Below are 14,235 nucleotides of genomic sequence, written 5' to 3' on the forward strand. Positions count from 1 at the left end.
CATCCCTGCCTATATAGCTGAGTTAATTCATTTTATTAAATTTATAATCTAACAACTAACCACAAATCCAATAACCATGACCAAAACTTACAAATACAAGGAAATCACCCGAGACATTATCGGTGCTGCCATGGAAGTGCACAAGACACTGGGAAACGGTTTTCAGGAAGTCATCTATCAACGGGCGTTGGAAATCGAAATGCATAACATGGGATTGAACTTTCACCGGGAATTTGAAATGCCTATCTATTATAAGGAGGAACACATCGGGACCCGTCGTGTCGATTTCCTGGTGGAAGAACACATTTCAGTCGAATTAAAAGCTATCACTCAATTGGAGGATGTTCATCTGGCGCAAGCTAAAAACTACCTGGAAGCTTATCATATCGAGGTAGGATTACTCATCAATTTTGGTAGCAAAAGTTTGCAGTTTAAAAGATTACTTAACTCGAAATACAACGAAACTGTCTGAACCACGATGACACGGATGAAATTGTCTGAACCGGGATTACACAGATTATCCAGATTAAATGGATTATGTGAGCTCTGTTGGAGCTTTATCTGTACTATCAGGTGTGTGCACCGCTGTTTGTTTCAAGATATTTGTTGATTGGTCAAACGACATTGGATAGGTAACGCGGCCTTCATCTGTGTAATCCATTAATCTGCGTAATCCGGGTTCAGACGATTCACAAAAAAAGCCCCGCAACAACGGGGCTTTTCTTTGGGGCTAATTTTTGGCGAGGGTAATGGTGAGTTTGGTCGTTTCGCCGGAATTGACGGCGACATCCAACACCTGCTCTGTGTAACCGTACTTCGACACTTTCATCTGGTAGTTACCGGGTGTCACCGATTTGATGCGAAAGCCACCCTTCTCAGCGCTCTTCTTCGTCAACGGCGCATGACCATTCACCGGCAACAGCATCAATTCGATGTTGGCTCCCGTTACCGGCACCAGGGTTCCGGCTTCGACCACCTCGCCTTTCACCGATAATATCTCGGTGCGCGGATCGATCACCATACGGGCCCCGCGATACCCAACATAAAAATCAGGTTCCGCCTGCCGAATCATATCCACCAGCGTATCAATCTGCATCAACACCGCGTCGGTTTCGTCGAACAACCGATCACACTCCGATGACTGGTCCTGCCGTTCATTCACCACCGTCCGTTTCACCGGGATAGCTTTGGCAAATGCTTCGATAGCATCATTCAATGCGGTTTGCGTTTCGGCGGTGATACCAAACGGTGCCAGCTGCTCCAGCAACGGTTCTGCTAGGTTATACAAATTCCGCGAACTGTCACGCACCGTCGCATCCGCTCCTTTCTTCAGCATACTTTCGGTGAAATACGCTTCCTTCAGCAACGTTGGTAATTGGTTCTGACGGGCGTACGCCACCAAACGGGTCGACGTATCATACGCCAGTATTCCCAACCGCTGCTTCAGCACATTCTTCTCGTCGGAAATACCGGTGATATTCCCCGATTGATTCGCTGAAAAGGCTAACAATTTGGGAATGTTCTCACTCAAAGTGGTTTTGTACGTAGAATAATTCGGCAGGCCAGATACCTTGCCCTCATTAGCCGTCAGGTAATCATTCGTTACCTGGTACGACTTCAGTTTAGATAATTTTCTTTGATTCATAATCATCCAAGTTAAATCGAGTTAATAAATAATTGTATAATAGATGACAAACATCTATCCATCCGTCAAGCCGATACGACACAGCATACCCTGACACACATACCTCTTCCACTTCTTAATTACGCTGTATTTAAGTCATTTATCGGGAGAAAATCCGTCCGAAGGAACGGGTCTTTGTCATCTTAAAACGGCAGGCTAAAAAGGTTTATTGTCTGCTGATTTTCAAAAACCTTATCCATATCCAAAACAGTAACTTCCAATTTAGCTTTTCATTCGTCCCTATCCCCCGCAAACAAAGGGATGAAAGCTATCACACTTTTGTAAATATTTTTTCGATATTTTTTTCAAAAACAATACAATAACTCAATAACAGTTAGTTACATCGAATCAAAAACAGACAATATTTATTAAAAGAAACACAATCATCATTCTCAAAAACACATTGCCAACCTATCCGTATTTCCCATAAAATCGGTATATTCATTAACGAACCAGCCGAACCTATACATGTCCGACCACTACCGCCAACAATACCGTATTCTTACTGCACGAGCCAATTGGTGGGATTACCGCAATGAAGCGGCCTATTTTATCACCATTTGTACCGCCGGGAAAGCACATTTTTTCGGAACCGTCCGGAATGGAAAAATGCATTTGTCGGAATTGGGGGAAATCGCCCATCAACATTGGCAAGAAATTCCCAACCATTTCCCATTTGTTCAATTGGATGAATTTGTCATCATGCCGAACCATGCACATGGGATTGTTGTATTGAAAAATCCGGCCGACAATCGAACGATCGTAGAGACGTTGCATGCAACGTCTCTACCAACAACGCAGGCATTTCAATCCAATCATTCCGGACCATCATTAAAAAACCAACACATGGCCAATATTTCACCCAAACGGGGCTCGTTGCCGTCCGTGATCCGCGGATTTAAATCATCGGTAACGCGCCGCGCACGACTATCACAACCTGACTTTGCGTGGCAACCGCGTTACTACGATCATATCATCCGTGATAACAATGATTGGATGCGTATCCGTGAATACATTCGTAACAACCCGGCGCAATGGGGACAAACCGATGATGACGACCACACGGAAACACCGCCGTGGGTTTGAATAACCTGTCGGCCTTGAGCGATGCTCCCGTAGAGACGCAATGCCTTGCGGCTCGGGTAACGACCATCCAATTATTCCCGGCCTCGAACATGGCGATCTACCACGTTCCCAACAACGCCATCGCCAGCAATCTGGTCAATCAGCGTAATCCGGGTTCTGACAATTGCTCATTCTGAAAAACATGAAATGCCCGCGACACGGATTCATTCATTTTGTTAAATTTAACCAGAATGCAAAACACAAGATAGAAGGAGAATATGAAAAAATTACTCACCATAATCTTACTAACGCTAGCTGTTAATGCGTTTGGGCAAAAAAACGAGCCAGACAGTTGTTTGTGTAATATTTCCGTAATTAAGGAACTTAGACAAAATCAAAAGAACTTGACGGCTGAAATGATTGTAAAGTTCCTACGAGCATATCGGCCTGAATGCAAAAACAATGCAGAATTCTCAGAGGCAGCTAACTGGAATCTATTCTATTTCTTGAAAGAAAATACAACGCAAACAATAAAAGCAATTGAGATGTCGAAGAATGATCCAAAGGTCGACATCGATTGGATCATTCAACAATTTAAAATGCCTGTCGATGACGGAATTGATGTAACGACAATCTACAACGAGGTGAACAAAATTCAGCCGAAGACAGATATCGTTAAAAGGATATTGGCAAATTTAAAATATGCATCTGAATAAACCGGATTGAAAATCATAGGTTAAGCTGTTATTCAAAATCGCTCTCGTAGAGACGCAATGCCTTGCGTCTCTGGCAACGACCATTCAATTATTCCCGGCCTCGAACATGGCGATCGTAGAGACGTAGCAATGCTACGTCTCTACCACGTTCCCAACAACGCCATCGCCAACAATCTGGTTAATCTGCGTAATCCCGGTTCTGACAATTTCCCCATCCTGAAAAACATGAAATGCCCGCGACAGGGATTCATTCATTTTGTTAAATTTGGCGCCCGAATCCAAATCAATATTACCCTTCACATTCGCTTTGCGACAGAAGACAAGACGTTTTAAGAAATAAAGAACTGTTTTATATACACATCAGATGAAATTCATTAAACCTAGCGAGATTTCAAGTAAGATAATGACACTGTTTGAAGAAAGTGACGAGTTTGTCATTATCGTTTCACCCTACGTTAAAATATCGAAGTGGTATAAACTCTTAAAGAAATTTGATAACCTAAAAAGAAGAAACATACCTTTCCAATTCATCATCCGTGATGACAAAACGAACCAAACATCATTTCAGGAGCTGAATGAATTAGGCATTGATTATTCAGCTATTCCCGATCTACATTGCAAGCTCTACCTGAACGAAAAGTATGCAATTGTATCGTCCATGAATTTGCTTTTAAGTTCAGAAATCAATTCACTGGAATTGGCTTATGCAACAGAAACAGAAGAGGAATACCAGGAGCTGATTGATTTTAGTGAACGATATTTGAATATCGATTTTACTCAGAAGGCTCCCCAACCAGACCAACAAGAGGAAGCTGATTTTGATTTAGGAGGATATATTGAGAAAAACTTGTCGAGCAAGTTGGGCTCCAGAATCCGGGTCAGACAAAACAATGGATCTATTGACGTAAATACACGATCTAATAACTATTCCTGCTTTATATGGAATGCAAAACAAAATTTCCTCAGAATATCCGGTATTCTTTCAGGTAAAGAATACGATTACTTAAACGAGCATCCTGAAGCGCTTCCGCAAATCAATGGTCTAAAAGTTGAGTTGCAAAAAGGCGGCAATGGATACTCTGATTCAATCTGGGCCACATCTGAAAGTTCCTTAAAAAGTTATGACCTAGTATACGTATATAAGGATGAGAAACATTGGATTGCAGACAGAATCGTGGACTTCGCTTCCGAAATTAATGGTTATAAAGATTGGGTATACGAGAATCTCAGATAAAGTACGTTTTAAACGATTTACAATATCTCTGTAGAGACGCAATGCCTTGCGTCTCTTTTGTCTGAACCCGGATTAACCAGATGATTGGATTACCCGGATGAAGAAACACACATAAGCGGTACCATCCCCATTAATTTGCAGCACTTCCGAACAAAGCGCCCGTAGAGACGCAATGCCTTGCGTCTCATTTGTCTGAACCCGGATTAACCAGATTATTGGATTACACAGATTAAAAGACACTGCACATAAGCGACACCATCCCCATTAATTTGCAGCACTTCCGAACCATACGAATAATGAGACGCAAGCATTGCGTCTCTACACCGTTTCAATCAGCGTAATCCCGGTTCAGACAGTTACCCCATCCTGAAAAACATGAAATGCCCGCGACACGGATTCATTCATTTTGTTAAATTTAACCAGAATGCAAAACACAAGATAGAAGGAGAATATGAAAAAATTACTCACCATAATCTTACTAACGCTAGCTGTTAATGCGTTTGGGCAAAAAAACGAGCCTGACAGTTGTTTGTGTAATATTTCCGTAATTAAGGAACTTAGACAAAATCAAAAGAACTTGACGGCTGAAATGATTGTAAAGTTCCTACGAGCATATCGGCCTGAATGCAAAAACAATGCAGAATTCTCAGAGGCAGCTAACTGGAATCTATTCTATTTCTTGAAAGAAAATACAACGCAAACAATAAAAGCAATTGAGATGTCGAAGAATGATCCAAAGGTCGACATCGATTGGATCATTCAACAATTTAAAATGCCTGTCGATGACGGAATTGATGTGACGACAATCTACAATGAGGTAGATAAAATTCAACCTAAGACAGATATCGTTAAAAGGATATTGGCAAATTTAAAATATGCATCTGAATGACCCGATTTGAAAATGAAAGGTTAAGCTGTTAGCCTACATTGCACTGCCGTAGAGACGCAACCCCTTGCGTCTCTTTGTCTGAACCACGATGACGCAGATTATTGGATTACACAGATAAAGAAGCACACATAAGCGGTACCATCCCCATTGATTTGCAGCACTTCCGAACAAAGCGCCCGTAGAGACGCAATGCCTTGCGTCTCTCTGTCTGAACCCGGATGACACAGATTATTGGATTACCCAGATGAAGAAGCACCCATAAGCGGTACCATCTCCATTAATTTGCAGCACCTCCGAACAAAGAGCCCGTAGAGACGCAATGCCTTGCGTCTCTTTTGTTTGAATCATCATGGCGCAAATGAAAAACCACCGCCCCCAATCTGCGTAATCTGGTTAATCTGCGTAATCCCGGTTCTGACAATTATCATACAGATGTTATCGCATTGACACTATCGTCACCATTCTACAAAACATCCTTTCTAACGTTCCGATCAGGAGAGTCTCATCAGTATAAACGCAATGCTATAATACATCCCACAAAAACCTGTCATACAACAAGAAACGACAAGCCATGTTATGCCATCATGACAGATAAAACTGACATAAAAAATACTATAACACATGCCATACTGACATTTATCCCTATGGCATAATAATTGGTTAAATAGAATTGCAAAAAAAGTTGCCGGTCACTGATAAACAAAAAATCAGTCATTCTACCACAAACGACTGATTTTTTAATGTCTTGGAATCAAATGCATTGCCGTGCACTTAGGAGACTGACCCCCTTTTTATTGATTCCGTTTTTTCATTTAGTTGGATTGCAAATGTAGTCTTTTCTATTCTATCTACAAATTCCGTCCAGCTTTTGTTCATGTGGTTCCGGTTAAAAAACTCACCGGACAATCAAGTAGTTTATTAAAACTCAAAAAAGGAGACCCAACGCATGGTATTCTTTACATTTAAACTATCAAAACACAATGAAAAAAAGTATTTCAATTAATCAATTCGCCGAGTACAGCAAAGCAAAGACGGAAGCATCAAAGAAACGGATTATTGGTCAGCAAAAAAGACCCAATTCTTTCCTTATCCCTTGGTATCAACTAGCTAAATCAAGAATAAGATTAAGCCTTAGGAAAAAAGGTGACTTAGCACCAATAATCAATGGTATCGAAATATTGTTAAAGCGCAAACCTGATAACAAAAGGAAGCGAATAGACAAACAGGTTTCGATAGAGGCTTTGGAACATTTCTCAAACATGCAATTACCTGATGTTGTAAAAAGGAAAGATGTTGAAATATACCAGCCCGATGAGAAATCAATAAATATAAATGGTTTAAACATTTCAATTTCTCCAGATATTGTTTTCAGGTACAGAAACGAAAAAGGAACCTTGGTTTTAGGTGCAATAAAGGTGCATGTTGGTAAAAGCAAACCGTTTTCATTTGATACAGCTCAACTAATTTCGTCTTTGATATATAAATATCTCGACGATATTAAAGAACCTGGTGAGAAGGTTGAACCAAAGAACTGCCTAACGATTGATATTTTTGATGAACGAATTGTTTCTGCACCAATAAATACTCAAGAATATGATGATTTTATTAATGAACTCAGCAATGAGATCATTGCAATTTGGGATGCCGCATAAGAACATCATGTTTTTGTAAACATTAAATTCGAAACCATAAAAGCTCCGCTCTTCACGGAGCTTTTTTTAAAAACCAAGTTATCCTATCCCTAAATTCAGTACTCTAAAAACCAAGCGAATAAAGAAAAGTCATTAACCCAAATCAGCGAGACAATTACCCCATCCCTGCCCGTTCTTATCTTGTTGATAAAAACATCGAATGATAAATAGATAGGTGAATTCATTTTGTTAAATTTGGTAATCATCCAATTAGTAACCTCTATTTTAATTGAAATACACCAATCTATACTGACCTACAATTTGAGGATTATTAGAAGATCAAAGCAAGAAAGAGAGTCAGGAAAAACAAATATGTAGCCCTATGGAACTAGGAATATTGAAGACAGTAACACCCAGAAAAAGATGGCATAATGAAGCAACAGACTTCACTCCATGGCTTGCAAGTAACATCCATGAGTTAAACAAAGCGCTTGGCTTAGAACTTGAAGTAGAGAACACGGAAGTTGCAGTTGGTCCATACTCAGCCGACATATTAGCAAAAGACACTGGTTCAGGAAAATATGTTGTTATTGAAAATCAATTGGAAAAAACTAATCATGACCATTTGGGGAAATCCATTACCTATGCCTCAGTATTAGATGCATCATCTATCATTTGGATTGCAACTAATTTCACAGAAGAACACAAAAAATCGCTGGATTGGCTAAATGACCATACAACAGATGACATATCATTCTATGGATTACAAATCGAACTTTGGCAAATTGATAACAGCAATCCGGCTTTAAGATTTAATGTCATCAGCAAGCCAAATCAAGCAGTTAGACAGGCTGCACGCTCAAAAGCAATCGAAGATTTGTCTGAAAACAAAAAATTCCAATATGAGTTCTGGAACAAGTTCAAAGATAAGCTTGCCAAGACAAGGAAGATCCCCTCATTACAAACTCCCAGACCTCAATACTGGTTTGATATTTCTTTAGGCAAATCAAACATTCATCTGTCCAACACCTGTAACACAGAAGAGAATACCGTCGGTATCCGGGTTTACATTGGTAATAAAATAGCTGATTCTATGTTACCATTTTTGGAAAGTAAGAAAGTTGAGATTGAGAAAAATATCGGTCAACAACTCATATGGAATCCAAATCCGGACAATAGAGATAAAGTTATTGTACTGTTACATACTACTAATTTCAATGATCAGCAGAAAGTGGACGAAGCTTTAGACTGGTTAGTAAATTATACGCTGAAATTCCGGGAAACATTTTCAAGAATTATTCAAAATGCACCTTAATATAATTATACTACTTTATTTGTCTAATATTCCCAACCAACGCTTTTCATAAAATGAAAATAAACAGATTTATCAATTGGGACTTCGCTGGAAAACTTGCTGTTGTACTTACCATTATTGGAGCATTAGTAGGTTTAGGACATTGGATAACCAACAAAACCAAAAGAAATAATATTAAGGCAACTATAGAGATACGAGAATTTCACCTACCTAAAATATATAGCACATTTGTTGACAGCATCGACTCTTATCATTTATCAAATGATTACGATGAAATTTTCATGGCATATCAAGATACAATCAATAATTACCTTGATACAATTATCCTTGCATCGAAATCTACTCTCGAAGCTGAACCACCCCAAAATAGGCTAATAACAAAAAAGATGTTCACTAGTATAAATATTAAACTTAATGAAGCAAGAAAACATATAACTAACAAAATCAGGACTCAATTTGATAAAAATACAATCTCGAAGTTCTTTGAGGGTTGGAATTTAGCTATTTTGGAGATTACTAATAATGGTGATAATGAAATCAAAGGGTTGCAAATAGAAGTCTTAAACAGTGGATTATTTGATGGTGGGTATTATGAGTTAGAAGCTAATCGAAAAATAATCAAATATTCAAATTTTAAGAACATCATTGAATTACCTAGTTTAAGAGGAAGAAAAAGTTTAAGCATCAGAATATGGAGTAATATTTATTACCCTGATGACATATCAATAACCTCCCCTAACGGAATTATAAAGCCTAAGGAAATTATTAGTACGCATGGTTTCTATGCATGGGCAACTAAACACTTAAATTCATTGGGTAGTATATTTACCATAATAATATTCCCATTATATATATTGTCTATTTTGATCTACGGATACATTAAACTTAATTCACTAAATAACAAGAAGAAAAATTAAAAACTCTATTCGACGCCCCTATATCTTATCCTAAAATTCCCAGCTCCCAAAAGCCAAGCCAACAAAGAAAAGCCCAAGAGACGTAGCCTGCTACGTCTCTACCATGTTTCCAACAACACCATTGCACCCATCTGCGTAATCTGGTTAATCTGCGAAATCCCGGTTCAGACAAGGTTTGCCAGCTTTGAACAGGGCCATTAAGGAGACGCAAGCATTGTAGGTCGACCAGGAACAACGCAACCAGAGAGTGTTCAAAAAACTGTGTCATGTAAGTAATATGTATAATTAACTTTACATGGTATGGATAAAGAAAAGTTTGACTACGAGCAGTTCAAAAAGGAAGCCATTGAAGGCTTGAAGAGTGGTAAAGGTTTAAGTGGACCGGACAACGTGCTTTTACCTTTATTTAAGGACTTTCTGGAAGGAGCATTGGATGGCGAACTGGATAGCCATTTGGAACAAGCTGTTGAGCCAAACCGGCGTAATGGTCATAACCGCAAAAGGGTAAAGACCGATCAGGGGAGTTTTGAACTGGAAACGCCAAGGGACAGGAACGGGGACTTTGAGCCGGAGCTGATAAAGAAACGGCAGACTGTTCTGGGGGAGGCATTTGAGCATCGTATCTTATCGCTTTACAGCAAGGGATTAAGCTATGCGGATATCCAGTCCCACTTACTGGATTTATACGGGATGGATGTATCCACAGGTAAGCTGAGTGCAATAACCGATAAGGTAATACCATTAATCCAGGAGTGGCAAGGGCGGCGTCTTGAGCCTGTTTATTCCATTGTATGGCTGGATGCGATGCATTTTAAGGTAAGAGAGAACGGACAGGTCATCACCAAGGCTGTTTATATCATTCTGGGTTATAACATGGAAGGCCGGAAAGAACTACTCGGGATGTATATCTCAGAGAGTGAGAGTGCCCGATTCTGGCTGAGTGTACTGACTGACTTGCAGAACCGGGGAGTTAACGATATTCTGATCTCCTGCATGGATAACCTGAAAGGCTTCAGTGAAGCAGTACAGGCTGTTTTTCCCAAAACCGATGTACAGTTGTGTGTGATTCACCAAATCCGTAATTCGTTCAAATACCTGGCTTTTAAAAACCGGAAGGAGTTTAACAACGATTTGAAGCCGGTCTACCAGGCCTCGAACCTGACAGAAGCCGAACTGGCGATGGACCGTTTTGAAGAGAAATGGGGTGAAAAGTACCCGTTGGTGATTAAGTCATGGCGAACCAACTGGCATCATCTGACGCGGTTTTTCGATTACTCCAAACATCTTCGGCGTATCATGTACACCACCAATACCATCGAAGGTTTTAACAAGCAGATACGCAGGGTTACCAAACGAAAAGGAGCTTTCCCCAGTGAAACTGCTTTGATGAAATTACTTTATCTGGCCCAGGAGGAGATAACCAAATCATGGTTATCCAAGCCACCATTCTGGGGACAGATCAGACAGGAATTAATTATCAAATTCGGAGAACGATGCGGCCCATTAACTTAAAATGTGCCATTGAAATATTGATAACTTTCTCAGGCTTCGCCAAAGTTATCAACATTACAACAGCACTGAAACAGCATTATTTTAGCCCCTGACACAGTTTAATGAATACTCCCCGCAACCAAGGAGACGCAAGGAAAAAAAGACGCAAAGCAAGGAGACGCAAGGCATTGCGTCTCTACGGCGGACAAATATCGGCCGTCTCCGGTCATACAACAACCGTCATCGTTCATACAAGCGTCGTCTCCGTTCATAAATCGACCGTTAATTGCTAAACAAGCGCCGTTAATTGCCATAAATCGACCGTCAATTGTCATACAAGCGTCGTTAAATGTAATACAACGGCCGTCAATTGCCATACAAGAGCCGTTAAATGCAATAATTCGATCGTCAATTGCTATACAAGCGTCGTTAATTGCAATAAATCGACCGTTAATTGTCATACAAGCGTCGTTAAATACAATACAACGACCGTCTCCGGACAAATATTGACCGTCAGATGCCATACAACGGATGTTAATTGATAAAAACCGGCCGTCAACGGACCCAAATGTGGCGGTTATGCTCATCTACTGGCCGGAATTTTCCCTAAAACGTGTTTCCGGAGGCATCGGACCGAAAAAACTGTGGAAGAATGTATTGCCAAACTGTAACAAATCATCGACTCCGGCTGTCTAATGGGGTAACAGGCGGGTAATGAAGGGGCCAGCGGGGCTACTGCATTTTTCAACTTTTACCTGTTAAATAATAAAACAAATTGAGTATTTTAGTTCCGGTGGAAGTCGCGCTTTTGGCGGCGACCAACCAACTAAAAGGGTTTACCTTAACGATACAGATATGACGATGACGCTTTTTAACCTCACATGGTTAAAGCATTTTCTCGCGATATTCTTCCTGACCTTTATTCACGAGGATGCTGCCATACTGGCGGCGGGGTTCTCGCGTGTCGAGCATCACGTACCCCTCGTGTTGGTCTATACTGCCGTTTTCACGGGAATTGTCGCCGGCGATGTATTCATTTATCTCCTCGGACGGTTTGCCCAAAAGAACGCCTGGCTGCGTCGCAAAATCATTGGACCCAAGGTCGAACGCCTCCACAACTGGATTGAATCGAACCTGACGAAGGTGCTCATTATGTGCCGCCTCACACCGGGCCTCCTCTTCCCCACTTTCGTGGCTTGCGGCTGGTTTAAAATCCCGCTGGGACGGTTCACCCTGCTGTCGGCCATCACCGGTGGCGTGTACACCTCCATCGCCCTTACGCTGGTGATTGTGTTCGGCGATTTGGTGCTGGTGCACCTGAACTACTGGGCGTGGATACTCGTCGCCATCATAGTTATTGTATTCGCCTCCACCAGCCTGCTGAAACCGAAGTTCGCCAAGGTGACCGAACGGGCCCTCGACGACGACGAAGCTCCCTCATTTTTGAAAATGCTGAAAACATATAAGCCCGGACGGAAAAACAGGCATACCGGGATGCCGTCACCCGACGGACTGAAAAGGTTCGTCTCGCTGGCTGAACGCCTCCCCAACGGATTATTTTATTTACCGGTCGGATTACGCTGGTTATTCCTCTCGGCGCGTTATCGCTCACTGACCCTGCCCACGGTATCGAACCCCATGATTGAAACCGGCGGTTTCTGGGGCGAGTCGAAGAGCGATATCATGGAACAGGTTGGCGACGACCACCAGCAATGGGTGGCCGAGTTTGTGACCTTCGAACGAAACGGTAAGGGCGTGGATGCCGATTTGCAGGACGCGCTTTCGCTGATGAAGGAAAAAGGCCTGGAGTTCCCGGTGGTGGTGAAACCCGACGTGGGCTGGCAGGGATACGGCGTGCGCCTCGTGGAAGAGGATGCGCACCTGCTCCATTACCTCGATGAATACCCGAAAGGGGAAAAACTGCTGCTGCAGCGTCCGGTGCAACACGACGGCGAAGCGGGTATCTTCTACGTCCGGTATCCGGGCGAGGAACACGGCAAGGTGATTTCGGTGACGTTACGCTATTTCCCGTATGTGTATGGCGACGGAACATCGACCCTGCGCGACCTTATCCGCAACAATCCGCGCATGAAAACCCATGCCGATTATTACCTGGGCGGGAAAACCGAGCACATGAGCCTCGAGAAGCAGTACCTCGACATGGTGCCGGCCGACGGTGAACTGATTCGCCTGTCGTTTATTGGGAGTATCCGCGTAGGCGGTCTCTACCGCGATGCCAGTCATTTGATTACGCCGGAGCTGAGCGCCCGCATCGATGCCATTGCGCAAAGTATGCCGGAGTTCTACTTTGGCCGCTTCGATGTGCGCTTCGAATCGACCGAGCTGCTGCAAAAAGGCGAAGGATTTTCCATCATCGAAATTAACGGTGCCGGCTCGGAAGCCATCAGCGCCTGGGACCCCGAGGTTTCGATCTTCAAACTGTACAAAGCGCTGTTCAAATCGCAGAGCCTCCTCTTCAAAGTAGGCCATCTGAACCGTTCGCGCGGGTACAAACCCATGACGGTAAAGGATTTCCTGAAAGCCGCCGCCAAACAAAACAAACTGATTGATCAGTATCCGCCGGCAAGCTAGGAAGACATCAAACAATATTCGATAACTGCAGAGACAAGGCAATGCCTTGTCTCTGCTATTTTGTATCACTATGAATAGGTTGGTGTAAGGTTGGGACAGGTGCTGGTCAATGATTTGTCGGTGCTTCATTGCCCCACCCAACCTCCCCAAACGGGGAGGCTTAGGTCCCCATTCCATTAAAGGCTTCGATGATTATCGTGGATAGATGTGATTAGCGTTATAAATGACAGCAGCTTTCAACGTCGTGTCGCAATAGCGCCAGGATATATCGTGGTATTCACCCCTCTGTCCCCTAAAGGGGATTTTGGGCCGCTGCAAATGACGAACTGAACGCTACAAAGGCAACCTAATAACGATGTAGGGCCACGATATATCGTGGCCGGGCACCCAACTTCTAAAATTACCGGCAATCGGGCAGTGAATCGGTCAGGATATATCCTGACCCTACAATGCAAACGCACATACCCTATATCGCAAGCGCTGTAGAGCCACGATACATCGTGGCCGCATGACAAACACCGGAAATGTTTGGGGGTAGCGCGTTGCAACGGTCACGACATGTCGTGCCTCTACGGGATACGTCCTAAAACTTTTGTATCTCTTCGTTAACCGGATAAATATTTATTATATTTGGGTAAACCGCATTACCGGTAACCCATTACGATTACCAGGCAGCGAACTAACTTAGGTTTTTAGCGATA

General features: G+C 42.3%; 13 protein-coding genes and 1 pseudogene. 11 read left to right on the top strand and 3 right to left on the bottom strand.

Going from position 1 to position 14,235, the window contains the following annotated elements; genetic code table 11:
- Nucleotides 1–76: 76 nt before the first annotated feature.
- The gene (locus AC060N_RS10970; protein WP_479523834.1) at nucleotides 77–472 is read left to right on the top strand and encodes a GxxExxY protein; all 396 of its coding nucleotides are present in this window, start codon (nucleotides 77–79) and stop codon (nucleotides 470–472) included.
- Between the two features lie 258 nt (nucleotides 473–730).
- On the opposite strand, the gene AC060N_RS10975 is transcribed toward AC060N_RS10970, so the two are convergent.
- Entirely contained in the window at nucleotides 731–1,645 is a 915-nt protein-coding gene (locus AC060N_RS10975; RefSeq protein WP_479523835.1) for a carboxypeptidase-like regulatory domain-containing protein, read from the bottom strand.
- A 507-nt stretch (nucleotides 1,646–2,152) separates the two neighbouring features.
- Here AC060N_RS10975 and AC060N_RS10980 point away from each other — a divergent pair.
- Nucleotides 2,153–2,770, top strand: a complete 618-nt coding sequence (locus tag AC060N_RS10980; RefSeq protein ID WP_479523836.1) for a transposase — start codon at nucleotides 2,153–2,155, stop codon at nucleotides 2,768–2,770.
- 257 nt (nucleotides 2,771–3,027) lie between these two features.
- Complete coding sequence (locus AC060N_RS10985; protein ID WP_479523837.1) at nucleotides 3,028–3,465, top strand: hypothetical protein; 438 nt, start codon at nucleotides 3,028–3,030, stop codon at nucleotides 3,463–3,465.
- A 132-nt stretch (nucleotides 3,466–3,597) separates the two neighbouring features.
- On the opposite strand, the gene AC060N_RS10990 is transcribed toward AC060N_RS10985, so the two are convergent.
- Complete coding sequence (locus AC060N_RS10990; RefSeq protein WP_479523838.1) at nucleotides 3,598–3,720, bottom strand: hypothetical protein; 123 nt, start codon at nucleotides 3,718–3,720, stop codon at nucleotides 3,598–3,600.
- Nucleotides 3,721–3,829: 109 nt separating this feature from the next.
- Between AC060N_RS10990 and AC060N_RS10995 the strand changes: the two genes are divergently transcribed.
- The 6 genes from AC060N_RS10995 to AC060N_RS11020 all read left to right on the top strand — a co-directional run bounded on the left by AC060N_RS10995 (nucleotide 3,830) and on the right by AC060N_RS11020 (nucleotide 10,963).
- Nucleotides 3,830–4,699 (top strand): phospholipase D-like domain-containing protein, encoded by an 870-nt coding sequence (locus tag AC060N_RS10995; protein ID WP_479523839.1) that lies wholly within the window; start codon nucleotides 3,830–3,832, stop codon nucleotides 4,697–4,699.
- Nucleotides 4,700–5,150: 451 nt separating this feature from the next.
- On the top strand, nucleotides 5,151–5,588 hold the full coding sequence (locus AC060N_RS11000; RefSeq protein ID WP_479523840.1) for a hypothetical protein: 438 nt from the start codon (nucleotides 5,151–5,153) through the stop codon (nucleotides 5,586–5,588).
- Between the two features lie 980 nt (nucleotides 5,589–6,568).
- On the top strand, nucleotides 6,569–7,240 hold the full coding sequence (locus AC060N_RS11005; RefSeq protein WP_479523841.1) for a hypothetical protein: 672 nt from the start codon (nucleotides 6,569–6,571) through the stop codon (nucleotides 7,238–7,240).
- A 361-nt stretch (nucleotides 7,241–7,601) separates the two neighbouring features.
- Nucleotides 7,602–8,534: a DUF4268 domain-containing protein gene (locus AC060N_RS11010; protein ID WP_479523842.1), complete on the top strand. Its 933-nt coding sequence runs from the start codon at nucleotides 7,602–7,604 to the stop codon at nucleotides 8,532–8,534.
- Between the two features lie 53 nt (nucleotides 8,535–8,587).
- Nucleotides 8,588–9,451, top strand: coding sequence for a hypothetical protein (locus tag AC060N_RS11015; protein WP_479523843.1), 864 nt, complete (start codon nucleotides 8,588–8,590; stop codon nucleotides 9,449–9,451).
- Between the two features lie 300 nt (nucleotides 9,452–9,751).
- On the top strand, nucleotides 9,752–10,963 hold the full coding sequence (locus AC060N_RS11020) for an IS256 family transposase (protein ID WP_479523844.1): 1,212 nt from the start codon (nucleotides 9,752–9,754) through the stop codon (nucleotides 10,961–10,963).
- Between the two features lie 864 nt (nucleotides 10,964–11,827).
- On the opposite strand, the gene AC060N_RS11025 is transcribed toward AC060N_RS11020, so the two are convergent.
- The gene (locus AC060N_RS11025; protein ID WP_479527000.1) at nucleotides 11,828–12,058 is read right to left on the bottom strand and encodes a hypothetical protein; all 231 of its coding nucleotides are present in this window, start codon (nucleotides 12,056–12,058) and stop codon (nucleotides 11,828–11,830) included.
- Here AC060N_RS11025 and AC060N_RS11030 point away from each other — a divergent pair.
- Both AC060N_RS11030 and AC060N_RS11035 read left to right on the top strand, forming a co-directional pair.
- Nucleotides 11,978–12,142 (top strand): annotated as a pseudogene (locus tag AC060N_RS11030) (hypothetical protein); the annotation flags it as partial. The gene AC060N_RS11025 and the pseudogene AC060N_RS11030 overlap by 81 nt on opposite strands.
- Before the next feature lie 201 nt (nucleotides 12,143–12,343).
- A complete protein-coding gene (locus tag AC060N_RS11035) occupies nucleotides 12,344–13,534 on the top strand; it encodes a hypothetical protein (protein WP_246187250.1) in 1,191 nt (396 codons plus the stop codon).
- The last annotated feature ends 701 nt before the right edge of the window (nucleotides 13,535–14,235 follow it).

The organism is Prolixibacter sp. DSM 2831 (assembly GCF_056493735.1).

Excerpts from the sequence above, each read along its gene's own strand:
- AC060N_RS10990 (WP_479523838.1), bottom strand. The coding sequence starts at position 3,720 with ATGAATGAATCCCTGTCGCGGGCATTTCATGTTTTTCAGGATGGGGAA.
- AC060N_RS11000 (WP_479523840.1), top strand. The coding sequence starts at position 5,151 with ATGAAAAAATTACTCACCATAATCTTACTAACGCTAGCTGTTAATGCG.
- AC060N_RS11005 (WP_479523841.1), top strand. The coding sequence starts at position 6,569 with ATGAAAAAAAGTATTTCAATTAATCAATTCGCCGAGTACAGCAAAGCA.
- AC060N_RS11010 (WP_479523842.1), top strand. The coding sequence starts at position 7,602 with ATGGAACTAGGAATATTGAAGACAGTAACACCCAGAAAAAGATGGCAT.
- AC060N_RS10980 (WP_479523836.1), top strand. The coding sequence starts at position 2,153 with ATGTCCGACCACTACCGCCAACAATACCGTATTCTTACTGCACGAGCC.
- AC060N_RS10985 (WP_479523837.1), top strand. The coding sequence starts at position 3,028 with ATGAAAAAATTACTCACCATAATCTTACTAACGCTAGCTGTTAATGCG.
- AC060N_RS10970 (WP_479523834.1), top strand. The coding sequence starts at position 77 with ATGACCAAAACTTACAAATACAAGGAAATCACCCGAGACATTATCGGT.
- AC060N_RS10995 (WP_479523839.1), top strand. The coding sequence starts at position 3,830 with ATGAAATTCATTAAACCTAGCGAGATTTCAAGTAAGATAATGACACTG.
- AC060N_RS10975 (WP_479523835.1), bottom strand. The coding sequence starts at position 1,645 with ATGAATCAAAGAAAATTATCTAAACTGAAGTCGTACCAGGTAACGAAT.
- AC060N_RS11015 (WP_479523843.1), top strand. The coding sequence starts at position 8,588 with ATGAAAATAAACAGATTTATCAATTGGGACTTCGCTGGAAAACTTGCT.
- AC060N_RS11020 (WP_479523844.1), top strand. The coding sequence starts at position 9,752 with ATGGATAAAGAAAAGTTTGACTACGAGCAGTTCAAAAAGGAAGCCATT.